At 41.7% G+C, this 24,049-nt stretch carries 16 protein-coding genes; 10 read left to right on the top strand and 6 right to left on the bottom strand.

Annotated elements, in window-relative coordinates; genetic code table 11:
* Both V7K55_RS02900 and V7K55_RS02905 read left to right on the top strand, forming a co-directional pair.
* Positions 1-717: a hypothetical protein gene (locus V7K55_RS02900; protein WP_334828004.1), complete on the top strand. Its 717-nt coding sequence runs from the start codon at positions 1-3 to the stop codon at positions 715-717.
* Positions 718-927: 210 nt separating this feature from the next.
* Entirely contained in the window at positions 928-1,473 is a 546-nt protein-coding gene (locus V7K55_RS02905) for a hypothetical protein (RefSeq protein ID WP_334828006.1), read from the top strand.
* A 77-nt stretch (positions 1,474-1,550) separates the two neighbouring features.
* Here V7K55_RS02905 and V7K55_RS02910 read toward each other — a convergent pair whose 3' ends face one another.
* A complete protein-coding gene (locus tag V7K55_RS02910; protein WP_334828008.1) occupies positions 1,551-3,221 on the bottom strand; it encodes a transglutaminase family protein in 1,671 nt (556 codons plus the stop codon).
* Positions 3,222-3,656: 435 nt separating this feature from the next.
* On the opposite strand from V7K55_RS02910, the gene V7K55_RS02915 reads away from it, so the two are divergent.
* The 3 genes from V7K55_RS02915 (at position 3,657) to V7K55_RS02925 (ending at position 9,064) form a co-directional block, all read left to right on the top strand.
* Positions 3,657-6,539 carry a cation-translocating P-type ATPase gene (locus V7K55_RS02915; RefSeq protein WP_334828035.1) on the top strand — a complete coding sequence of 961 codons (2,883 nt, stop codon included), beginning with the start codon at positions 3,657-3,659 and terminating at the stop codon, positions 6,537-6,539.
* Positions 6,540-6,643: 104 nt separating this feature from the next.
* A complete protein-coding gene (gene recF / locus V7K55_RS02920) occupies positions 6,644-7,768 on the top strand; it encodes a DNA replication/repair protein RecF (RefSeq protein ID WP_334828010.1) in 1,125 nt (374 codons plus the stop codon).
* Between the two features lie 180 nt (positions 7,769-7,948).
* Positions 7,949-9,064 (top strand): acyltransferase family protein, encoded by a 1,116-nt coding sequence (locus V7K55_RS02925; RefSeq protein WP_334828012.1) that lies wholly within the window; start codon positions 7,949-7,951, stop codon positions 9,062-9,064.
* Between the two features lie 33 nt (positions 9,065-9,097).
* On the opposite strand, the gene V7K55_RS02930 is transcribed toward V7K55_RS02925, so the two are convergent.
* Positions 9,098-9,556, bottom strand: a complete 459-nt coding sequence (locus V7K55_RS02930; protein ID WP_334828014.1) for an MgtC/SapB family protein — start codon at positions 9,554-9,556, stop codon at positions 9,098-9,100.
* 813 nt (positions 9,557-10,369) lie between these two features.
* On the opposite strand from V7K55_RS02930, the gene V7K55_RS02935 reads away from it, so the two are divergent.
* The 3 genes from V7K55_RS02935 to dnaB all read left to right on the top strand — a co-directional run bounded on the left by V7K55_RS02935 (position 10,370) and on the right by dnaB (position 14,928).
* Positions 10,370-12,742, top strand: a complete 2,373-nt coding sequence (locus V7K55_RS02935; protein WP_334828016.1) for a putative PEP-binding protein — start codon at positions 10,370-10,372, stop codon at positions 12,740-12,742.
* Between the two features lie 261 nt (positions 12,743-13,003).
* Complete coding sequence (locus V7K55_RS02940) at positions 13,004-13,384, top strand: hypothetical protein (protein ID WP_334828018.1); 381 nt, start codon at positions 13,004-13,006, stop codon at positions 13,382-13,384.
* Between the two features lie 14 nt (positions 13,385-13,398).
* Positions 13,399-14,928 (top strand): replicative DNA helicase, encoded by a 1,530-nt coding sequence (dnaB, locus tag V7K55_RS02945; protein ID WP_334828020.1) that lies wholly within the window; start codon positions 13,399-13,401, stop codon positions 14,926-14,928.
* Between the two features lie 88 nt (positions 14,929-15,016).
* On the opposite strand, the gene V7K55_RS02950 is transcribed toward dnaB, so the two are convergent.
* From V7K55_RS02950 to V7K55_RS02965, 4 genes are all read right to left on the bottom strand, one after another.
* Complete coding sequence (locus V7K55_RS02950; protein ID WP_334828022.1) at positions 15,017-15,679, bottom strand: DUF1361 domain-containing protein; 663 nt, start codon at positions 15,677-15,679, stop codon at positions 15,017-15,019.
* 385 nt (positions 15,680-16,064) lie between these two features.
* Positions 16,065-17,276 carry a hypothetical protein gene (locus V7K55_RS02955; protein ID WP_334828025.1) on the bottom strand — a complete coding sequence of 404 codons (1,212 nt, stop codon included), beginning with the start codon at positions 17,274-17,276 and terminating at the stop codon, positions 16,065-16,067.
* Positions 17,277-17,414: 138 nt separating this feature from the next.
* On the bottom strand, positions 17,415-19,307 hold the full coding sequence (locus V7K55_RS02960) for an iron uptake porin (protein ID WP_334828027.1): 1,893 nt from the start codon (positions 19,305-19,307) through the stop codon (positions 17,415-17,417).
* A gap of 270 nt (positions 19,308-19,577) precedes the next feature.
* Positions 19,578-20,054 carry a hypothetical protein gene (locus V7K55_RS02965; protein ID WP_334828029.1) on the bottom strand — a complete coding sequence of 159 codons (477 nt, stop codon included), beginning with the start codon at positions 20,052-20,054 and terminating at the stop codon, positions 19,578-19,580.
* 729 nt (positions 20,055-20,783) lie between these two features.
* Here V7K55_RS02965 and V7K55_RS02970 point away from each other — a divergent pair.
* A complete protein-coding gene (locus V7K55_RS02970; protein WP_334828031.1) occupies positions 20,784-22,022 on the top strand; it encodes a glycosyltransferase family 2 protein in 1,239 nt (412 codons plus the stop codon).
* A 94-nt stretch (positions 22,023-22,116) separates the two neighbouring features.
* Positions 22,117-23,961: a glycosyltransferase family 39 protein gene (locus V7K55_RS02975; RefSeq protein WP_334828033.1), complete on the top strand. Its 1,845-nt coding sequence runs from the start codon at positions 22,117-22,119 to the stop codon at positions 23,959-23,961.
* Positions 23,962-24,049: the final 88 nt, after the last annotated feature.

Consider the following 24,049-nt stretch of genomic DNA (forward strand, 5'->3'; position numbering starts at 1 on the left):
ATGTCAGATACATTGATTTTTATCTTTGGTTGTAAGGAGTTAAGATTAGTGCCATTAACCGTAAATAAATTCGTATTTAGATTTGTAGGAATTTCGACGTTTCTTTTACTTCTAATATTTAAGGGGATTTTACCCCAAACTGTTTATGCATTGCTGTCGTCTCTAGATGCTTGTGCTGTTCAAGCTGAATGTGCCTCTGCTGGCTCAGAATTAGTTCCTCCTGCGAAGGCTGCAATTAGCACAACTAAAGCTCAAAATGAGCAGGTTCCAAATAAAGCTCAGGAGGGATATTGTTCTTTCTATCCACTTAATTTAGTTTGTGGGTCACAAGGTCAATCTTCAGTTATTTATAATTACAAATTCCACCAAACAGTACATTACAGGAGGTCTGGTTATCCTGACAAATTTGTAACTCATCATTTTAGAAGTTGGCGACCTGTACCAGGAGCAATTAGAAGTTTAGTTCAATATCGAGGTAATGAATTTGGTGGTGGTTATCCTCCATCTGGTGATTATGTAACGTGGATTCATTTAAATGATGGAGATGGTAATAATCAAACTCATGGGGTCGTTTATGAATACTCAACTGGCGACACCATGACATGGAATGATTATGCAAATTATTCTAACAATAATATTGAGGGAGAATGGATTAGCGATGTGGTTCGTGCTGATATACTACCAGAGAATTCACCCCTTCGTGATAGGAAAGATTAACTTCAATAAAAGCGCGATGTGGCTGTTCAATTACTAAATCTTCATCAAATTAGAGGTTACTAGTATGAATTATCTTTCTACACTTCTCCAAAAGATTAAAGAAAATCCAGTTATGTACATAGATAAGCCATCAATTACTTGCCTTTATTTCTTTGTCGGGGGTATTTAAGTCAACTAAGTAACTTAGGATTAACTCCTGAAGGCTACCCAATGGAAGGATTTCAAGAATGGATACAAGAAAGAGAAAAAACTAATTTAACTCAATCTTGGGCTGGAATACTTATATTTTCCTGTGGTAGTGACAGAAATGCTTTCTATAGTTTTTTTGAATTATTTGAAAAGTTTATAAAGCAGAAAAACAATTCAAAAAGGCAAGAAAGTGAAGACATTTTAAGGCTTCGTCAGGATTTGATGTTTCCTCGGTTTGATATTTACAAGGAGATTCTAGGTGCTATAAAGAAAAGACCAGGAATGTATCTAGGAACTAGTTCAATTACTAGACTAGATATGCTTTTACGAGGATATAGTTTTGCTAGAAGAGAAGTTGGCGTACCTCCAACTGAGCCAGAAAGGGAATTTGAAGGTTTTCAATCATGGGTTGAAGATAAATATGGAATTAACTCAGGTCAGTCATGGTCTAAAATAATTCTTTTCTATTCTGTAGATGAGCATGAGGCACTACAGAAATTTTTTGAATTGTTTGAAGAATACTTGAATCAGAACAAGAGTTCAGAAGTAGACGAAAATTGTAGTTAGGCAGAGAGTATTAAGGTGCGTTAGCCTACGGCGTAACACACCCTACGTTTTCAGGGTTCTTTTCCTAATGCCCTAATTTAAAAGGGTGGCAATTCTTTAAGAATTGTGAAGCGGATATGATTAATCGCCAAATCACCGATGGGGATATCTTCTTTGGTTAGCCGCGCCCCTTTGCTTGTCACGGTTTCAAAGGTGATACCTTTGCCAATTTCAATGTGATACCAGCATAAGCCCATAAAAAAGCGCGTCGGATAAGGGCCACCTTCACCGATATCGTCAGGATTTGATTCCATTGGCAACCAACCAATATTCGGGACGTAGAATTCTAGCCAAACATGATTAAAGTCAGGTTGTAGCGGTACTCCTACTAAGTCACTATGGGGTGGACATTTGTACCTGCCTACGGTGCGGCAAGGGATACCATTTAAACGGGATAGAGCAAGTAAAACGCCGACATATTCGCCACAAGAACCAACACCCCGTTCTAAAACTGTATCTGGCGTGTCAATGTAAGGTTTAATACCATAGGATAATTCATCGTAAACGTAGTTGCGGATGCTGTGCATTTTCCGCAGCACATTGGTTTCAGAACCAATCGCTTCTCTGGCAGCACGGCGAACAATGGTAGTATCCATTGCTAAATCGTCGTCATCCACTAGGTAGCGTGTTTGTAATTCTGGGGAAAGTTCAGGAACGTCTTCTACATCTCTGGGTGTAATCCGATATTTAATTCCTCGAACTTCCAAAAGTGCTTTCCAGCCAAATATATGCCGTTCGCCTGGGGCAAGAGAATCAAATTTAAAGACTGCTACACGTTGCCCTTCTATCACTTCTTCGGTAAAGGGTATACCAATAGGTTCAACGTGTTTCACCTTTTGACGCTCAGTTTCCGATGGTAGAGCAATGCGCCATTCGACATCGGGTAAATTAACCTCGTCTAAAGGTGCAATTTCCTCAGCATAAGACATTTCAATCAGATAGCCATTGGAAAGGGCGTAACGCTTATCTGGTTGGTAATGATAATACAGGGGATGAATAAAAGTGCGATCGCGGAATGTTAGCTCATGACTCGGATCGGCATTGGGGTTATCCCGGATATAAGGTTCCTCTGAGGCGTAGGCGATGTAAATACTTTCTTTGCCTGTTTCGGCATTTTTATGGATTGCTATGCCTGTAGGACATTCAAAGGGGGTCAGAACGCTGAATTGCAGTTCACCTGTGGCCCTGTCCATCGCGTAAACCGATTGTTCGGTGCGATCGCAAATCCATAGCATTTCCTGAGTTACAGCTAAATTCTCTATGCCAACGCCTGGGGCATGAAATCTGGTAATTTCTTTTCGCGTTTCGCGGTCAAAAATCAGAATATAGCCTAGCCTTTGGCAGCTGACATAAACTGTTGTTTCCCAAACAGCAACGCCATCAGCCTGATAAGGCAATGTTACAAAATGTTCTAGACCCAAAGCATTGAGGTTGCACAAGTAAACACTATTTTCTTGGCTCACCCAGAGGGTATCTTCCCACACCGCTATACCAGTGACATCAGTAAATTCTTTAACTTGATGGGGATTAAGAATTTTGCTGTTGTCAGAAGTGGGATCGATCTCCAGTAGATGCCCTTTAATACTGTCAATGGCAATTAGTCTATCTTTGATGAAAGTAATGCCACACAGGGTAGCAGCAGTAAGCGGTCGAATTGTTCTTTGCCCAAACATCTGGCTAACGGTCAAAGTGGGGAGTGCAAAACTCATAAAACCTTGGGGGAAGTATAAAAAACCCTCACCTTTCGGTAGGGAGGAAACATGACTCAAGCGGTTTTAAGCGCCGTCACAGCAATTGCTGGATATGGAAAATCCTCGTCGAGCAATGGCTCCCCTAATTGGGGTAGATGAAGAGTGGTGAGTTAAAAGACTGCCCACAATGGGCGTTGCTCTTACCAAGTACATCTAGTGGTTCTCGATCGCCACGTTTACAGCGAGGTACTAATAATTATCGGTACAATATGTTCCGATAAACTCTTTCGTGAGAAATAATACTATGTCAAAAAAGGAGGAATTTACAAATGTTAAGAATTACATATACACTCATACAACTGGGCGATCGCCTTAATGTAACTTTAGAAGATGCAATTCTTGCCATCACTAAATTATGATCGAATTTTGTAACCATTTGCTGTGACCTACACGATGTCTGCTAATTCTCTGCCTGAAGGTGCCGCCGTTTGGCATAGTTTAGAAGTTGATAAAGCGCTAGACCTGCTTAATAGTAATGCAGACAGTGGCTTAACACCCCAAGAAATTCAACAGAGATTGCAAAAATACGGCCCCAATGAACTTGAAGAAGTTGCTGGCCGTAGTGCTTGGGAAATTCTGCTGGATCAGTTCAAGAACATTATGTTGTTGATGCTGATTGGCGTAGCTCTAATTTCTGGGTTTTTAGACCTGATGCGTTTGCAGTCGGGCGGATTGAAGCCTGGTGAAGTGCCATTTAAAGATACGATCGCTATCTTAGCAATTGTCATCCTCAATGGCATACTCGGCTATGTCCAAGAAAGCCGCGCCGAAAAAGCCTTGGCAGCTTTGAAAAAAATGACTTCTCCCTTAGTGCGAGTCATCCGCGATACCAGACTGGTGGAGATAGCAGCGAAAGAACTAGTTCCAGGGGATGTAATGCTGCTGGAAGCTGGAATGCAGATCGCCGCAGATGGACGGTTGATCGAACAGTCGAATTTACAAGTGCGGGAGTCGGCATTAACGGGTGAAGCCCACGCTGCTAGCAAACAGGCAACATTAAAATTGCCTGAAGAAACAGATTTAGGCGATCGCATCAATTTAGTCTTTCAAGGAACCGAAGTACTCCAAGGACGGGCGAAGGTTCTGGTGACTAACACCGGCATGACAACAGAATTAGGCAAAATTGCTGCCATGTTGCAAGCGGTAGAAAATGAACCTACGCCGTTACAGCAACGAATGACTCAACTAGGTAACGTCTTAGTTACAGGTTCTTTGATTCTCGTTGCGATCGTTGTTGCTGGTGGTGTCATCAAAGATGGAGGTTTTAAAAACATCCAAGAACTCTTGGAGGTTTCCTTGAGTATGGCTGTTGCTGTGGTTCCAGAAGGTTTACCAGCCGTAATTACCGTTACCTTGGCACTGGGAACCCAGCGAATGGTGCGCCAAAATGCCTTAATTCGCAAATTGCCAGCAGTGGAAACGTTAGGTTCTGTAACTACCATCTGTTCTGATAAAACTGGCACGCTGACTCAAAATAAAATGGTGGTGCAATCGGTTTTCACTAATAATAAAACTTTTCGCGTCACCGGCGAAGGTTATGCTCCCACAGGAGACTTTCAGTTAAACGGCCAAAAAACTTCCCTAGAGGAGTCTCCAGAAATCTCCGCGTTATCAGTTGCCTGTGCCGTTTGTAATGATTCGGTGTTGCAAAAAGAACAAGGTGAATGGGCGATTTTGGGAGATCCGACAGAGGGAGCATTAGTCACCTTAGCGGGAAAAGCGGGAATCGAAAAAGACCAGTGGAACAGTAAGTTACCTCGCGTTGCAGAATTCCCATTTTCCTCAGAACGGAAGCGGATGAGCGTGATTTCTCAGGTAGAGGGAATCGCCACAGGTGACGCATCTTCGAGAGGTATTGACCCGGCAATTTCTGGTTTTCTCCAATCGGAACCTTATTTAATGTTTACCAAAGGTTCTCCAGAGTTAACCCTGGCACGTTGCACTCAGATTCATTTGGGTAATGACACGGCTACTTTAACCGAATCACAACGCCAGAAAATTTTGGCAGAAAATGACCAAATGGCGAGTAAAGGTCTACGGGTGCTAGGTTTTGCCTACAAACCCCTCACAGAAATCCCGCCAGAAGGTTCCGATGAAGCATCTGAGAAAGATTTGGTCTGGCTGGGATTAGTGGGAATGCTAGATGCACCACGCCCAGAGGTAAGGGCAGCAGTGCAACAGTGCCGAGAAGCCGGAATTCGCCCAGTGATGATTACTGGCGACCACCAATTGACAGCACGAGCGATCGCTACCGATTTGGGAATTGCTCAAGAAGGCGATGCCTCCGGCAACCCCTCCGGTGTACGCGTTCTCACCGGTCAAGAATTGCAACGGATGACTGACCAGGAATTAGAGCAAAACGTTGACCTGGTGAGCATCTATGCTAGGGTTTCCCCAGAACACAAACTGCGAATTGTCCAAGCACTGCAACGCCGGGGTAGATTTGTGGCGATGACAGGCGATGGTGTTAACGATGCCCCAGCCCTCAAACAAGCCAATATCGGGATTGCAATGGGTATTACTGGCACTGATGTCAGTAAAGAAGCCAGTGACATGGTGTTACTTGATGATAACTTCGCCACTATTGTCAGCGCCACCAAGGAAGGTAGGGTTGTTTATACCAACATCCGCCGCTTTATTAAATACATCTTGGGCAGTAACATTGGTGAAGTTCTCACAATTGCCGCCGCACCTCTAATCGGTTTGGGAGGCGTTCCCCTGACTCCCTTACAAATTCTCTGGATGAACTTGGTGACAGACGGTTTACCAGCCTTGGCATTAGCTGTAGAACCTCCTGAACCGGATGTCATGCAACGTGCGCCTTTTAGTCCCCGCGAAAGTATTTTCGCTAGGGGATTGGGTTCTTATATAATTCGCATTGGGATAATATTTGCCATTATCACCATTGCCTTGATGTGGTGGGCTTATCAACATACCCATGCTGTCGGGTATCAAGGAAATCCCGAAGCTTGGAAGACGATGGTTTTTACTACCTTGTGTATTGCCCAAATGGGTCATGCGATCGCCATTCGCTCCAATAACCGACTGACCATTGAGATGAATCCCTTCTCCAATATTTTTGTATTAGCGGCTGTGGTCGTCACCACGATTTTGCAGTTGATGCTGGTTTACGTTCCACCCCTGCGAGATTTCTTTGGTACTCACTACTTGAATATGCAAGAATTGGGAGTTTGTATTGGTTTCAGTGCCTTAATGTTTGTCTGGATTGAAGCAGAGAAAATATTTTTGCGGATTATGGGGAAGAAGGCTGTGTAAATTGGGCATTGGGGATCGGCGATTGAGAATTGGGTATTGCTTATTCTCCTTGTCCCCCCAGTACCCATTCCCCATTCCCCATTCCCCAGTCCCGATTCCCCACCATGTACCTGAAAACTCTAAACCTCCGACAATTTCGCAATTATCAAGACCAAAAGGTTGAGTTTAATGCTGCCAAAACAATTTTGGTAGGTAATAACGCTCAGGGAAAGTCGAATTTGTTGGAGGCGGTGGAGTTGCTGGCGACATTGCGATCGCACCGAATGACCCGCGATCGCGATTTAGTTCAAGAAGGGGAAACCATAGCTCAAATTAATGCCACTCTTGAACGACAAACAGGTGTTAGCGACCTGACCTTAACCCTGCGCCGCAATGGTCGCCGTAGCGTTGCTATCAATGGTGAATCTATTCGCCGTCAAATGGATTTTCTCGGCGTTCTCAATGCAGTGCAGTTTTCCAGCTTGGATTTAGACTTAGTACGCGGTGGCCCGGAAGGTCGCCGCAATTGGTTAGATACACTCTTAATTCAACTGGAACCAGTTTATGCTCACATTTTGCATCAGTATAGCCATGTACTACGTCAGCGCAATGCCTTTTTAAAACGCCATGTAGAGACGTTAAATGCAACGTCTTTACAGTCAGAATTAGCGGTATGGGATGCACAGTTAGCTACCACAGGAACCAGAGTAATTAGACGACGCGATCGCGCCATTCAAAGATTAGCTCCCATTGCTAGCGCTTGGCACGCCAGTATTAGTGGCAGTACAGAAGTTCTACAAATTAAGTACATGCCTAATATTCCTTTAGAAAATAACCATCCAGAAGAAGTGCAGCAAGCTTTTTTAGCAAAAATTCAGCAACGAGCGATCGCTGAAATGCACCAAGGCACTACTCTGGTCGGCCCCCATCGAGACGAAATAGAATTAACCATTAACCAGACACCTGCTCGTCAATACGGTTCCCAAGGTCAACAACGAACGCTGGTTCTAGCCTTAAAATTAGCAGAATTACAATTAATTGAAGAAGTCGTCCAAGAACCACCCCTGCTATTACTGGATGATGTTCTGGCTGAATTAGATTTATCCCGCCAAAATCAATTGCTTGATGCCATTCAAGATCGATTTCAAACTCTGATTACTACCACTCACTTGGGTTCTTTTGATTCCCAGTGGTTGAAGTCCTCCCAAATTATTTTTGTCAAAGCAGGAGAAATAATCCCAAATCTATAATGATTTATATATTCAATTTTAGTCTCTAGATATCACAATTTTGTCTTGAATATTGTATAATAAGAATTGTAAAAAATAGAATTATGTCTGTATAAGTGCGGTATATCAGATAATTTACTGGATTATTTATCTCACAAATTATTCAACTTATTTAGTTGCACCATCAAGGAGTAAAGATTCTTGGAAAAACCGTTAACATCTTCCCCTGAAAGTAATCCAGATACCTCGGCTGGTGCAAATGCACACTCAAAATTCTACATACCATCTCTGGATGGGCTAAGAACTGTTGCTTTCTTAATTGTCTTTTTATCCCATGCAAAAGTTGCCGAGCTTTTTCCTGGAGGCTTCGGCGTAACAATATTTTTCTTTCTCAGTGGCTATTTAATAACAACTATTCTTAGGCGAGAATACGATCGCTATCAAACTATTGATTTTAAGCTTTTTTATACAAGACGAATACTACGTATTTGGCCCTCATTTTACCTAGTGTTATTTTTAGGGGCTGCCTTAACTCTCTTAGGATTTATTCAGGGAGAAATTCGTCTACCAGCCTTTTTGTCTCAGTGTTTACACTATAACAATTACTATACAATTTTTTCTCCTAATGGAACTACTCCCGGTAGTGGGGTATATTGGTCTCTCGCTGTCGAAGAACACTTTTACTTACTTTTCCCCCTGATTTATCTAGCTCTACGCAAACTGCGTGTAACTCCACACAGACAAATGCTAGTGCTTTGGGGATTATGTTTAGCGACCTTACTCTGGCGGTGTATTCAGGTTTATAGTTTTGGAGCATCTTCAGAACGTATATTCTATGCAACAGATACTCGGTTAGATAGTATTCTATTCGGTTGTGCATTGGCAGTTAATAATAACCCCATGCTGGATAAACAGTATTATTCTAAAAAAACATGGAACTATTTACTGCTGCCGATGGGAGTAATCTTGATTATCTTTTCATTTTTATATCGCTCACCTGAATTTCAACAAACCTTTCGTTATACTATCCAGGGAATTGCTTTATATCCAATATTTATTACCGCTATTCGCTTTCCCAGTTGGGGATTATTCCCCTTGCTAAATTTAAACTGGATGCGTTTTTTGGGTGCATTATCTTACTCTTTGTACCTTGTGCATTATACTGTGATTTTCACAGTAAAAATGTACTTACCCCAATTGCATAAATTTATGCAAGCCGGAATTTCTCTATTAATTTCTGTTGGATTGGCATATATGATTTACCAGTTTATAGAGTTGCCATTGGGACGGCTACGCAAAAAGTTCTCACGGGCATAACAAGTCCTATATATAAAAAATTTTTCCTATTGATTATTGATGTTTTTCTAACTTTTTAAAGACCTTGAGAATCAAAAAAGTCAGCAGAGCAGCAATCAATCCTAACTGCCATAAACCACAGCCGGCAGCAATTCCTAATCCAGCCGAAACCCAAATAGCTGCTGCTGAGGTGAGTCCATGAATTTCAAGTCGCTGTGATTCTTGAGAAGATTGGCGCACAATTTCTCCAGCACCGAGAAATCCTACACCGGCTGCAATCCCCTGAATGACGCGGCTAAGTGCATCAGGACTAGTTTGCAGTCCTCCTGTTTGCATAATTATTAAGGTAAACACAGCAGAACCCAAACTCACCAGCGTATGAGTTCTTAAACCTGCCGGTTTGTGACTAATTTGGCGTTCTAAGCCAATAATTGCCCCGATAACCAATGCAAGGCATAGTCTGAAGCTGATATTTAGCCAATCATTGTTTTCTAGATAGTAAGTATTTGGCAATGTTTAGTCTGGTGTAGAGAAGTAGATCACTTTACATACATACTACAGCACGGTGTAAATCTAGTTATCCTGGCAATTAACAAAACTTGGCACAAAATAACCTTGTTAAAGCTCAATACAGTTCAGTTAAGCGTTTTTTCTTCTCTCTGTGTCGCGCCAGTTGCTACAAGTCAGGGAACCTGCCCAACGCGTAAAAAAATTAACTGAACCGTATTGTGTTAAAGGTAAGTAAATTTCCGCACAGTCTAACGCACGAAACCCTTGATGATGGTGCGTTACAAACTGCGTTCTAACACACCCTACAATATCTAATTTTGTTCAGAAATCAAATATGATTCCTATCTATTGTTGAGATTATCTTTCAATAAGATATTTTGCTATCAAAACTAAATAAAGATTTCGCAATCAAATTATGACAACGATTGCAATCTGTATAAATGACGTGAATTCTAACTGGATTAAATAGTTTCTCAACTATTTAAAATCAATAAACTATGAAATTTTACCTTAAATTGCTAGATTTAACCCATACACTCAATAATTAAACATAATAGCGCCATCTACAACTCAATCAAACAACTAAACCCCTGTTTCAGGGAATGGAGGTGAAATGAAGGAAAATATTTGATTTCCAAAGGAGTTGAATTACAGCAAGACTTCGTGTAATTAACAATTAACCACTAAATAAGGTCAGCAAATTCAACCTAAATCTAAATGCTGGAAACTCTAGCTAGTAGAGAGTCAGTGGATTTATGGCTGATAAAATACCAGAAGGAAATGCCTGTGGCTACAAATAGACAACTAACAAATTGAGTGGATAAACTCTACTGGCTAGACCAAATAAAACTACAAGACCGCACTAAAGTAGGCGACAAAGCATTTTACTTGAGCAGAATCATGCAGCGTGGCTATCCGGTGGTGCCTGGTTTTGTTGTTTCGGCAGAAAATTTGCGGCAATTTCTCGAAAATCTTAATAGTTCAGAGTCACTAGTGGCTGACTTACCTCATTCTTCGTTACACCTAGATGTCGCTAATTGGCGGCAACTTCAGCAGGTAGCTGGTCGCTTACGCCAAGAAATTCTCACTGCAACCGTACCGCAGCAGTGGGTGAGTACAATTTTCCAAGCAGCTAGGGAATGGCAAACTAGCTGTTTAATTCTTCGACCGACTTTGGCAGTATCAACTGCTACCCCAGCCATAAAGAATGTATCTGGTTTACTAGAGTCGGTATTTTGTCAGCGCGAACCGGAAGCGATCGCTTGGGCATTAAAATGTACCTGGAGCCAGATGTTTCGTGCTAGGAGCCTACTATATTGGCAACGAGCAGGAATTAACCTGCAACAAATAAATCTAGCAGTTTTGGTGCAACCTGTTGAAAATGCGATCGCTAGTGGTTTGCTAAAAGCCAATTCCTCTGGATGGGAAATTGAAGCCACTTGGGGATTAGGAATTGCGATCGCTCAAGGCGAAGTTCAGCCAGATGTGTACTACATTCAACAGGCAACTGGGGTTGTGCTTGAGCAACAGTTGGGCAATAAAATGCTGGCTTATGGTGTGGATAATTCTGTACTTGGAGCTTTTTCGCAACCCACGTCTAACTCAGTGCTAACACCAGATAGCACTTGTCTGAATACCTACGTACTTCCGGAAGCCCAGCAAAAACAGTACGCCTTACAAGAAGAATACTTACAAGAAATAATTGCTCTGGGAACTCAACTGGTAAGTGAACTAGGTAAAACCTTTATCATTAAATGGACTCTTGCTCAACAAGCCACATCTAGCAAGCTCTACATCACACAAGTTAGTTCTCCTCAATCTATAATTCCCCACGGACAATTCATTAGGGGACTAGGAGCAGCAGGAGGACGTGTTGTGGCCACTGCCCTAGTTATTACTAATTCACAACAGAAACCCGAGCAACTACCCAAGGGAGTGATTTTAGTAGTACCAGCGATCGCTCCTGATTGGCTACCATTACTACACCAAGTTGCTGGTATTATCACAGAACAAGGCGGATTAACCAGCCATGCTGCTATTCTTGCCAGAGAATTAAGGATCGCAGCAGTCGTAAACGCAAAATCTGCCACAACCTTAATCCAAACTGGCGAACGACTATTGCTTGATGGTGACAGAGGAGAAGTTTATCGAATCAAAGGAAACTCAAAGGAGGAGATGGAAAGAGGTAGAGAGCAGGAAAGTGGGAGACTGGGAGGAGACAATATTCTTTTTCCAAATTATCCCAACCCCAAAGCGCATCATCTTCCTGTTACTTCTCATCTTCCCATGATTGCTACCCAACTACTGGTTAACTTGAGCCAGTCCAGTTTAATAGAACAAGTACAAAGCTTCCCTGTGGATGGGGTGGGATTGTTGCGCTCAGAATTGATGGTACTAAATATATTAGACGGACAACATCCCAATAGTTGGATTTTAGGCGGTCGGAAAGCAGAATTATTAGAGCGTTGGTCTGAGCAGATTATGCAGTTTGCTCATGCTTTTGCACCAAGACCAGTTTTTTATCGTTCTTTGGATTGGCGATCGCAAGATTTGCCATCATTGAGTGATAGTTTAGAATCTTCGCCCCAGTCGATGTTGGGCGAACGCGGCACTTTCAGCTATTTACGAAATCCCGCAGTATTTGAGTTAGAACTACAAGCTTTAGCAAATGTACAGCAAGCTGGTTACAGTAATGTGAATCTCCTGTTGCCTTTTGTGCGGACTGTGGAAGAATTTATCTTTTGCCGTCGCAAAGTTAAGCAAGCTCTTTTAACTGAGGTGTCACAATTTCAATTGTGGATGATGGCAGAAGTGCCAAGCGTACTGTTCTTACTACCGGAATATGTCAAAGCAGGTGCAGCCGGAATTTCTATTGGTACAAACGACTTAACCCAATTATTGCTGGGAGTGGATCGAGAACAAGGAGAGCTAGCAAAAGTATTTAATGAACGTCATCCGGCAGTTATGAGTGCGATCGCTCAACTGATCCAAATGGCTAAAAGTGCCGGTATACCTTGTTCAATCTGCGGTCAAGCACCAGCCCTCTATCCAGAAATTATCGATAAATTAGTGGAATGGGGGATAACTTCCATTTCCGTTGAACCGGAAGCAGTTGAGCGAACATATCAGGCGATCGCTCGTGCTGAACAACGCCTAATTTTAGCAGCAGCCCGACGAAAACTTAATTAGTTAGGAGTTAGAAGCGGAGCGTCTCAGGCTCCGCTTGGGGTGAAAAGTTAGGAGTTATAATATTAATTTATCACTGCTAAATTACCCATTGTATAGACTATTTTTTAGATGCAGAAATTGGTGGCTCCAGAAGAATTATGAGGTCAATTGTTGGGAGGTTGGTTTATGGGGTTTTGGGAGGAAGACTCAATAGAGTACGACATATTCAAGCAATACGAATATGCATTATCTGCAATTGGTGTGGATTTTGGCAGGTAAGACGTGCAAGATATCTTAAAAGTATGTTGTTTTGGACTTGAAGATGCTTTAAAAGCCGTCATTGCTTATTGGATTTGGTTACAGCAGCAAGAAAAACCAATGGAATATCCTAGTGCTGTATTAATCCGCGCACTTAACGAACAGTGGAAACCAATAAATTGGCGTGATGAATGGCTTAGTTTACCCCAACTGCAATCTCAAGGGCAAAGATGGTATGAGAGTGCTGCCAAGATTTGGGGTTATGATCTGCGTAATCAAACTGTTGCAAATATTGCTTATGATCGAGGAAAAGAGTACATTGTATTCACTAACAGTAAAGAATTGCTGGTAGAGACTGCATGGCGTTGGGAATGGGAACGAGTACTTAACTACGCAACCACTTGATAAATAGATATTTTATGTCGCTAAACTACTACGAATATATAGATTCTCTGGATTGGCAGGAAGTCCGAAAACTTGCGTTACAACGATCTGGGCGTAAATGTCAAATTTGTGGAGCAGTAAATGATTTGGATGTTCATCATAATTCCTACGATAATCTCGGTAATGAACGGGAGCATTTAGAAGATTTAGTAGTGCTGTGTTCTGAGCATCATCAACTCTATCATGATTCATTAGCTGAGGTTGAGAGGCTTGCAGACCAAAGATTGGAAGAAAGACTACTTGGAGCTTTACTCCAGCAAAATCCTGCTTTCATTAAAAGCTTATCTGATTTTCCTGCTGATATTTTTACATCTAGTTTGAGAAGAGAAGTTTTTAATTACTTATGTTATGGGGCTAATGAGGAAAAAGCGATTGATTCAGTAATCATAGCTGGCTATTTAGCCCAATGTAAAGTTTTGGAAGCAGAAGAAGCTGAAAAATTGCTAAATAATTGGGTTAGTTCTTCACCTAACTTACAGAATGCAGAAATTTATGCAAAAGAACTATATAACTTATATCTACGCCGACAAATTCAACAGTTACCTGCTAAAATAACACGGCTTAATCGAAACTACCAGCGACCTATTATCGAATTAATCGATACTATACAGGCATCTATTCAGGTAATCGCTAACAAAAGTGACACAAATCAACTAATTCATATATCAGATACTTTAATCGAAACCTTTGAAAATATAGTAGAAAGAAATCGAGGTATAATATTACCTGGCATTCCTTGTGGATTTTATGACTTGGATGCAATGACAAGCGGATTTCAGCGCTCTGATTTAATTATTGTGGCTGGACGCACGTCAATGGGCAAGTCTGCCTTCTGCTTAGATATTGCTTCCAATGTCGCTAACTATAAACTACCAGTTTGCATCTTTAGTTTAGAGATGTCAAAAGAACAAGTTGTCTCACGCTTATTGTCAGCAGAAGCACAAATTGAAAGTAGTTACTTGCGGACAGGTCGCATTACTAAAAGTCAATGGGAACCCCTATCACGTGCAATATCAAACTTGGCTGAACTTCCAATTTATATTGATGACCGTCCAAATCTTAGTGTTGCTAAAATTCAGTCTAAAGCCCGCCAAGTTATGCTCGAACACGAGAGTTGTTTAGGGTTAATTGTGATTGATTATATACAGTTATTGACAGGAGACAATGATGAAAATCGTGCGCGGGAGTTAGCAAAGATTACACGTTCTCTAAAAGCACTAGCCAAAGAACTCAATGTTCCTGTAATTGTATTATCTCAACTTAACCGAAGTGTTGAATCTCGAACTAATAAAAGACCAATGCTATCAGATTTAAAAGAGTCAGGTTCTATTGAGGAAGATGCTGATTTAGTAATCATGCTTTACCGCGACGAATATTACTCTGCTGATACTCCCGATCGAGGTATTGCAGAAGTCATTCTAGCTAAACATCGTAACGGCCCTACAGGAACAATAAAGCTTTTGTTTAACACACAGTTTGCTTGCTTCAAGAACATTAAGTTTTAAATCATTAAGCTGCGCCCATCAGGCGCGTAGTTATTCACATTGGCTTTTATCAAAAATATGAGTGGTAATTTTGATAAAAAACCTTCAATCATCCAGTGTTGGAAGTGTTAGTATCAGTTGATTGTGACTCGATAGGATATACATTTTTGGGTTGCCTAACAAAACCTAAAGTTACTCGTTTCATAATCCAGTACAAACCGGCAAGCACCACAAAGCTGATAGCAATAATTACTAGGGGCTGTTTACCGAGAATTTCTTCTACTCCTTTGGTTATTACAGCATCGGGTTGAGTAATAAAATCCCAACTGTTGAAACGCAAAAATCGTCCCCAATAAACACCAACAGCGCAGAGAAAATGTGTAATCAACTCAACGCGCCAAATCCATTGGCTCTTACCGATCCGATGTAAGTAGTAACCCCAATTAATTAACGATATTACATAAGCTTCAAATCCACCTAGAATTACTACCAAATACACAGGAATTAGTACCAAAGTAATCATCCATACCGATTGAATCGTGCGGATATCATCTATCAAGTGAATTACATCAGTCAACAAATAAGGTGCATTCGGTAAGAAAGCATAGAAAACTAAAAATCCTAGCCACCAAAGCCAAGTGCCACCGCGCCTCATGCGAAATAACCACACACTCAAAGCCAAAGGTATAAAAGCCAGAAATAAATTCCAAGTCATCCAACTCATATTAATTCGCAAAACCTGTAGAACTCTGGCTATCAATTCTTCTTTCATAGGTGCTATCTCAGAAGACGTTTAATTGTTTTAGATTCACTCTATAGTGTTAACATTAGTAATTGACTGATAAAAAACTTTACCCCCAAAGAAATTTATTTACTCTAAGAGCAGACAAGGCTTTTGTGGCACTTAAAAGGAAATGCACACTGATAGCTGTCTGAAATTTAAAGTTTTTGTATCTTTCAGGCTAGGGGATGAAATTTATCAATCAATCAGCTTAAATCCCTAGTATAGCCAGAAAATCACCAGGGTAAAATCTCCAAACGAAACGAAGCCTGAACAACAAAAACGCCAGGAATAACTATGCTATCCCTGTCTTGGCTATTATATTGATTTCATTTTGCCCCCTTTTTTAAGGAGGGCAAAAGAAGTTCTCAAATCACTAATGCAGTAGCACTCGACTACGGGGGCCGATCGCTTGTTTGGGTGAAACGGGTATTGTACAGCTATTGGTAGAATCCGGCGAACAAGCAGTTTGAACAAGGGTTGCAGGGTTAACCTCTAGGGAATTACCGTTACTGAATTCCATATTAGATGTACTGGAAAGTGATGGAGAATTAGAAGGATTAGAGCCAGATGTGTAGGTTGTAGGTGTCGGGGAAGCGATCGCACTACCACCACTAACTACAGGTGCAGGAGCGATCGCACTACCATCACTAACTACAGGTGCAGGAGTGGGCGTACTACCACCAGTAACTACAGGTGCAGGAGTGGGCGTACTACCACCAGTAACTAAAGGTGCGGGAGTAGGCATACTACCGCCAGTAACTACAGGTGCGGGAGTGGGCATGGGCATACTACCGCCAGTAACTACAGGTGCGGGAGTGGGCGTACTACCACCAGTAACTACGGGTGTAGGAGTAGGCGTACTACCACCACCAACTGGCGTGGGAGTTATAAGGGTTGCAGTTGCAGGTACTTTAATTGTTATTCTCGCTAGAGGGGAGTTAGTCATTTCCAATGATGTCACCTTTGGCGAACCTGGGATATCCGATTTGAAATCAAAGACTGTGGGAGTTGCACCACCATTGCGATCGCTATATCTGACTCCATATCCACTCACTTCAAAAGTACCCTGATACTGATTTCCAGTGTTTGGATCGGTGACAATACCAGTGTATAAGGCTTTTGTGAGATTAAATTCATCCTGAACCACTCCTTGAAATGTGGTTCCTGCTAATCTTCCCTGGTATTTATAGGGTGTCAACTCACCGCCAGAGAGAATCGGCGAATTCAGAACACCATTAAAGGAGACAATCGGAATGCCTTTAAAGTCAACAAAATAATGCAGACTACCATCAGAGCGTGTTTGTACCTTCACATAGCCTGACTTGTATACAGGAACATAATTAGGATTGTTTTTAGTTCCTAAGTTCCGCGAGTAAGCGCCTGTGTCGTCTGTATCAACGCGAGTCGTGCTGCCATTGAAATTAGGATTAATACTAGGAAGTTGGATAGTCCCTGATAATGTACCAGTGCTTTGAATGGTGATTTGAGCAAAAGCACTTGTTCCAGATGAAGCAATGATGACTGCGGCTAAACTGCTGCTGCTAAGAACAACACAACCTAATTTAGTTGATGAATGTAATTTCATGAAAAATTTCCTCCTTTAATCACATATCAAAAAAAATACGCACGGGTTTTTCTTGCTCTCATTGGGCAATAAAGCATTTCGTACTGAACAAGCCAGTATGAAAATAGCGTATTTGATTACATCTACATCAGTACAAAATTAAAACCGGAAGGTTGCTCTTAATGCTCCAACAACTAAAGCATCGTTAGCCGCATTGTGATCGGGATTGAAAATAACGAATAAGCCTGGAGTCAAGGCGATATTGTCGCTTAATTGGGCGCGGTAAAAAAGTTCTACGTGAATTGATGTGTCACTACGTCCGCCTGCGGTTCCGCCATCAGAAAAGTTGGGAAAATTAAAGCCATCGGGTAAAGTACTCGAAGTAATTTTGGGCGGTTGTCCGACGAGAACGCCTCCTAAATTTCCAGGACGCAGCAAGTTGGGAAAGGCTGCAAACACCATCCAGTTTGTAGTTTCTACACTTCCAGGAAGGTTTAATGGTTTGGAAGAAGTAAAGCCACCCCAACCGCCTAACTGCAAGTTAGGATTAATTCGCCAAGCAAGGGTAGCACCAATGGCTTGAGTATTGAAAGCTGTAGCATCTGCAAAAGGCGAAATCAATTGAGAATCGCCAATACCACTTCCCAGTAAGCCATCTGGGGAGTGAGAATAAAGATAATGTACGCCGATATCGACGTTGTTGGTGGGTGCTAAACTTAACTGAGCGCCAGTAGTAAATCTACCGCCAAATAATCCACCCTGGTTGATGTTGCCAGAATAATTGGCTATTTCTGCACTATAAACGCCTTGTAAACTGATGCGATCGCTAATCTGCCAATCAAAGCCTATACCACTAGTGCCATTGCCAATACTTAAAATCGGGTTACGCTGACCAAATAGAGAGATTGCGCCGTCGCTAGAACCTTCTAAAGGGCTAATACCGCGAAAGGTGTTGATGGGGTTGACTCCCGCCGTACCTACGACAATTCCCAAGCGTTCCGAGACGAGAAATCGATAAGATAGTTCACTAACAACTAGATTGTTGTCTGTATTTGACTCGAAACCCAACCGCCCCATATTAGTAGATAGCAACGAGGCATTAGAACCTAAATTACCAGCAGACAGCCCTGTTAACAGTAAATCTCGCCCAGTAAATGAAGTTGCTAAGGTTAGTTGGGCGCTACTTGTGAAAGTCAGATTGGTTTTTCCTTGACGTTCAGGGACTCCATCTCTAGGAAACAAATCGACATCGGGGCTATTGGTTCCCTGGACGCTAAAAATGGCTTGACCAAATAATCTGGTAGTTGTGGAAAAGCGACTGGCTTGTAATTCAGTAGTTCGTTCTTCTACAGCCTCAACCCGCTGCTGTAATTGCAGCAACTCTGCTTTGAATTCGCCCTGTAACCTTTGCAGCAGGACTAAATCTTCATTCTTAACAGGATTAATTTTATTATTTGCGTAGGCGTAGCCCGCCGCAGGCATCGCTTCGTTAATCTTCTCTAAGCAAGCATTTAAACCAACCGCAAACTCATAACGGCTGATATTGCGGTTTCCGAGATAAGTCCCATCATGGTATCCTGCAATGCAGCCATAGCGTTCTGCTAGAGATTGCAAAGCAGCAAAAGCCCAGTCGGAAGGTTGCACGTCCTTAAGTTGCGACACCGAAGTGACTTGAGACATTGGGTTGTCTGAATCTGGAGACTGAGGAGATAGAGAGAATTCTTCTGTGTTTTCTTGGTTCTGTGCAACTTCTGTTACAGGCTGAATATTTTTTAATTCAGGTAAGTTAGGGGAACTTATGAATTGAATTTTCTCTCTACTCTTTTTAAGTATATTTTCGTACTTATGCTTGATTGCTGGTGAGGTAGTTATATCTGGCTGCACAAATTCAGGCGGTGTAATCTCAGCAGGTGAGACAACTTCAGATAAATTTTCTGGCATTGACTGCTGCACCAGATTATCTGTAGGAATTACAGGCTGTTCTGGTAAATTGAGCGCGGAGATTGGCGCTGTTGCTAGCACACTCGCCATCAGTAGACTAATATCACTCATGGTATTTCATTTGACTTGCACCAATATTTCTTTTGACAGATAAAGTTGGTGTATATCAGGAAGATTTATGAAAAAAGAGTGATAAAAGTTACTGCGGCGAGGGGTATAAAATGAAGGGAATAACCTATAGGAATCCGGTTTGATTTCTGAAAAGATACGTAGTAACGCACCAAATCCTTGATAATGGTGCGTTACGCTGTCGCTAACACACCCTACATACCTAATTTTGTTCAAAAATCAAATAGGAGTCCTATATACCCCAAATTAAGATTATTCTGGCTGGCTACAGTATTTATTCGTCTGATTGACTAATGTATCTGACTGTTGGCCAAGCGTTGTAGCCGTTGTTAGTGCTGAGTCAATCTCAGTTCTTGCCTTTTGGATTTTTTCTCTACCAGCTGCGGAGGCTTCTGCTGTCTTGGTTGCACCAAGCGCCTTACTGGCTTTAGCGATCGCTTGACTGAGATTCTGAAAAATGTTGACAAAACTGCTTTGAAATTCTTTCAGCTTGGGATCTGTTAAATTCAGTTCCTTAATCGATTTAGTTACAAATTCTAAATCTTTAGACAGTTGGATGCTGGTGATCACTTGCGTTCCTTTATTTTTATCAATCAAAGAAGTTCCAGCATTCACAACTTTAATCAATCGCTGGCATTGGGAGACTTTGTTCTCGGTGCAACTGCTAACGAACAAAGCAATGCTCAGACTAACAGGAAGAATAACAGTATATTTATGTAAAACAGACATGAACACCCCAACAGCAATAAAATCCAGACTATAGTATCCAATATTACGAGTAAACAAGGTAATTAAGGTAGTGGAGATTAGACAGGAGTGAGAAAACTCGCTTCATACACCTTGCAACTCCGTTAACTAATCTTTGAACTGCGTTCATCCACCTTTGATCCTCGTCAAGGACTTTTTGAACTGGATTCATCTATCTTTTGACAACTATATAGAGCAGAAAGCCCGAAGTAATATCTTGACTGCGCTAGCCTTTAGCTTTCTGGCTCAATTAATTTCACTCTTATCTTTGCTATTTTTTGATAGACTCTTTTCGCGATGGATTCACTATTACGACATCTTGCACTTAGTTGTAATAAATACTTATTTATCAGTAATTATTTTTGATCGATACATTAGCTATACTAATACTAAAAAGTTTTCATATAGTCTTAATAAACTGTATATTTGCTGACTTAGGGGAGTTAATGGTACAGTATTTATTGTCTGTATAAAAAATTATGTAAGCGAACAAGCAGTACCATAAGAACTACTGGTTAAATGTAAAGTTTAGATGAATTTTAGGAAAATATTTTGAATTGAGGTGCGAGAATTACTAAACTTTTCAGAACAACTAACTGTAACAAAACTATTCATCTAATTTTGACTAACCAAGTTCAATCAATAAAGCCAAACATCTGCTGGCTTTATTTGCCTGGGTCTTTACACATCCTCGTTCTGTAATGTTAAATCATGAAAATTAACTCATCCAACTCGCTGTTAACAGTACCAACTGGGCCATTAAAGATTTCAGAGTTGCCCCCTAACCATCTGGGTACGAGTAGTGAATCTATTTATCTTTCTCTAGTAATTCCTACTTATAAAGAGCGTGACAACATTAAGAATGTGGTCAGCATATTGAGTCAGTTACTGGATGAATCTATTCCAGGAAACTATGAACTAATTGTGGTAGACGATGATAGCCCAGACCGAACTTGGGAAATAGCACAATCCTTGACGCAAGAATACCCTCAGTTGCGAGTAATGCGACGACAGCAGGAACGGGGGCTTTCTTCAGCAGTGATTCGGGGATGGCAAGCAGCTACCGGCAATGTGTTGGGGGTGATTGATGGAGATTTGCAGCATCCCCCAGAGGTGCTGATGCAACTGTTGCGTAGTGTTGAGCAGGGTGCAGATTTAGCAGTAGCCAGCCGTCACGTTGAAGGAGGCGGTGTTAGTAGCTGGAGTGTTGTTAGGCGTTTCTTGTCTCGTGGCGCTCAGTTGTTAGGCTTGGTGATATTACCGGGAGTACTGGGCAGAGTTTCTGACCCGATGAGCGGTTATTTTATGGTGCGCCGGAGTGCGATCGCCAATGCAAAACTCAATCCAGTCGGATACAAAATTCTCTTAGAAGTAATCGGGCGGGGAAAAGTAGACCAAGTAGCCGAAGTTGGGTATGTATTCTGCGAACGCAAAGAGGGTGAGAGTAAGGTTACATGGAAGCAATATATAGATTACATCCATCACCTAGTGCGGTTGCGGCTTTCTACAGGGCGGGTGGGAAGATTTAGTAGAAAAGTCAATTTCCCCATTGGTCGATTCCTCCGCTTTGGGTTGGTTGGCTTTAGTGGTGTGTTTGTAGATTTAACGGTGTTTTACTTGCTGCGGACTGTGATTCAGTTAGGTTTAACTCGCAGTACGATTCTTTCAGCCGCAGTGGCAATCATAAATAATTTCCTATGGAATGATTTATGGACTTTTAGTGATATTTCTCAGAGACAACGCGATCCGCATCAACGTTTCAAGCGATTCTTGAAGTTTAGTGCCATCTGTTTAGCAGGTGTTGTATTACAAGCTCTAATAATTAACTTTCTCTATAATGTCTTAGGAATAAATCAGTATTTAGCTAAGTTGGTAGCGATCGCAGTTGCAACAATCTGGAATTTCTGGATTAACTTGAAACTTAGCTGGCGCGTTACCGACGTGAAATAATCACAATGAGGGATTTGAGATTTTGATTTTTGTTTTAGAACGAACTTAAATCTAAAACGTCAAATCTACAAATTCATCCGTGTGAGGCCAGGTAATGAGAGTTCTTTTTCAAGGTGCATTTTATTTTTACAGAAAAATTATTGCCTATACGACTCATTTCGTACAGATGGTAGATTTAAGCTCTGCCTTAGAACACAAGCATTGGCATAATTGGCAGGCTCATCTCCCACCTTCCTGGCTTCACCCTTTTCTGAACTTGATGTGGTTAATCATCGGCATCAGCTTGCGCCTAGCTAACTTGACTGCAAAGCCTCCTTGGACTGATGAGTTTGCCACCTTAGTGTTCAGCTTAGGGAATACTTTTTCACCAGTACCCCTAGATCGAGCGATCGCACCTGACATCCTATTACAACCACTGCAACTAAACCCAGCAGCTAGTATTGGTGATGTTATTCATAACTTAGCCACACAAGATAGTCATCCACCACTGTATTTTGTGCTGGCTCATCTGTGGATGAAATTATTTCCCAGCGATGGCGGATTAATATCGCTGTTTGGGGCGCGATCGCTACCAGCGATAATTGGCGCTGCCTCAATTCCGTGTGTTTACGTATTAGGCAGAGTAGCGTTTCGTTCGTCATTAGTGGGACATTTAACTGCTGCCATGATGGCAGTATCACCTTATGGCGTATTTTTAGCACAAGAAGCACGTCATTACACTTTGGCAATCTTATGGGTAATTGGTTCCCTCACCTGCTTAGTAATTGCCACACGTCATATTCAAAACCGCACACCTTTACCTATATGGGTAGCACTTTTCTGGATAGGAATTAATGCTTTAGGTATTGCTACTCATTATTTCTTCACCCTCACCCTCTGCACAGAAGCCGTAGTTTTGATTTTTCTGGCTTGGCTTCAATTGCAAACTAGCAGCAAATTTTCTCTGCTCTTCTCTTCTGCCTGGCGGCGCATCTATGCGGTTGCTATAGGTACTTGTGTGGCGGGTTTAATTTGGATACCAACCTTGTTAGAGAATGAAAATCGTGGTGCTTTAACCGAGTGGATTCGAGGTTCGCGCGTCGGGCTAGATTGGTTGAACCCCATTTTTCAAGCTTTAGGAACATTGATTGCCATGATTTCGCTGTTACCAGTGGAATCTTCACAACTATTAGTTGTGATTCCTTCTGGAGTGGTGATGCTGACTTTCTTTATTTGGGCAGTACCAATTTTGCTGCGTGGCATCAAGATTCAACTACAGCACCCAGAAAACCGGATAATGATTCAGGTGTTTGCTGGAATCGTTATCAGTGCGATCGCTTTATTCTTTATCTTGGCCTACTTTTTCGGGATTGACCTAACTAGAGGTGCTAGATATAACTTTGTTTACTTTCCCGCGATCGTTATTTTACTAGGTGCAAGTCTTGCAGTTTGCTGGCATCCTCCCAAGGAATTGATGGAGAAAAATGGGACTAAAAGCATAGGTAAATGGGGAATCAACGGTAAAAAAGCCGTGATGTTAATCTGGCTAATGGGATTTTTCAGTGCAGTTACAGTAATCTGCAATCTCGGCTATCAAAAATATTATCGCCCCGATCTGTTTGTGCAGCTAATTCAACAAACATCCCCAGTACCCGTACTGATTGCCACCACTCATAGAACTTATGTACACACTGGAGAAATGATGGGGGTAGCTAGGGAGTTTAAACTTGCCAATTCACCTCAACAACCTCTGTTTCTCCTTGCCCATCAAGATCGAGATCCTAATACTTCCACCATTGCGCTAGAAAATACTTTAAAGAAGTTACCACGACCTTTTGACTTGTGGCTGGTAAACTTTCACGCCCCTGTAGCAGAAGCCGTTAAAACATGCGTGATATCTGATACTCAATCTTTACCAAGCATAAACGGCTACGAATATAAACTTTATCATTGCCAATAAGAAGCAGGGGAGCAGGGAGCGGAGGGGAAAGAGGTAATTTTCCCCCTTGCCCCCCTGCCCCTCTGCCCCTCTGCCTCTTCTGCCTAAT

This window comes from Nostoc sp., assembly GCF_036919895.1.
In the GTDB taxonomy this organism is placed as follows: Bacteria; Cyanobacteriota; Cyanobacteriia; order Cyanobacteriales; family Nostocaceae; genus Nostoc.

Coding starts and splice junctions, on each gene's coding strand:
- V7K55_RS02975 (WP_334828033.1), top strand. CDS start 22,117: ATGAGAGTTCTTTTTCAAGGTGCATTTTATTTTTACAGAAAAATTATT.
- dnaB (WP_334828020.1), top strand. CDS start 13,399: ATGTCGCTAAACTACTACGAATATATAGATTCTCTGGATTGGCAGGAA.
- recF (WP_334828010.1), top strand. CDS start 6,644: ATGTACCTGAAAACTCTAAACCTCCGACAATTTCGCAATTATCAAGAC.
- V7K55_RS02955 (WP_334828025.1), bottom strand. CDS start 17,276: ATGAAATTACATTCATCAACTAAATTAGGTTGTGTTGTTCTTAGCAGC.
- V7K55_RS02915 (WP_334828035.1), top strand. CDS start 3,657: ATGTCTGCTAATTCTCTGCCTGAAGGTGCCGCCGTTTGGCATAGTTTA.
- V7K55_RS02950 (WP_334828022.1), bottom strand. CDS start 15,679: ATGAAAGAAGAATTGATAGCCAGAGTTCTACAGGTTTTGCGAATTAAT.
- V7K55_RS02960 (WP_334828027.1), bottom strand. CDS start 19,307: ATGAGTGATATTAGTCTACTGATGGCGAGTGTGCTAGCAACAGCGCCA.
- V7K55_RS02905 (WP_334828006.1), top strand. CDS start 928: ATGGAAGGATTTCAAGAATGGATACAAGAAAGAGAAAAAACTAATTTA.
- V7K55_RS02970 (WP_334828031.1), top strand. CDS start 20,784: ATGAAAATTAACTCATCCAACTCGCTGTTAACAGTACCAACTGGGCCA.
- V7K55_RS02910 (WP_334828008.1), bottom strand. CDS start 3,221: ATGAGTTTTGCACTCCCCACTTTGACCGTTAGCCAGATGTTTGGGCAA.
- V7K55_RS02900 (WP_334828004.1), top strand. CDS start 1: ATGTCAGATACATTGATTTTTATCTTTGGTTGTAAGGAGTTAAGATTA.
- V7K55_RS02965 (WP_334828029.1), bottom strand. CDS start 20,054: ATGTCTGTTTTACATAAATATACTGTTATTCTTCCTGTTAGTCTGAGC.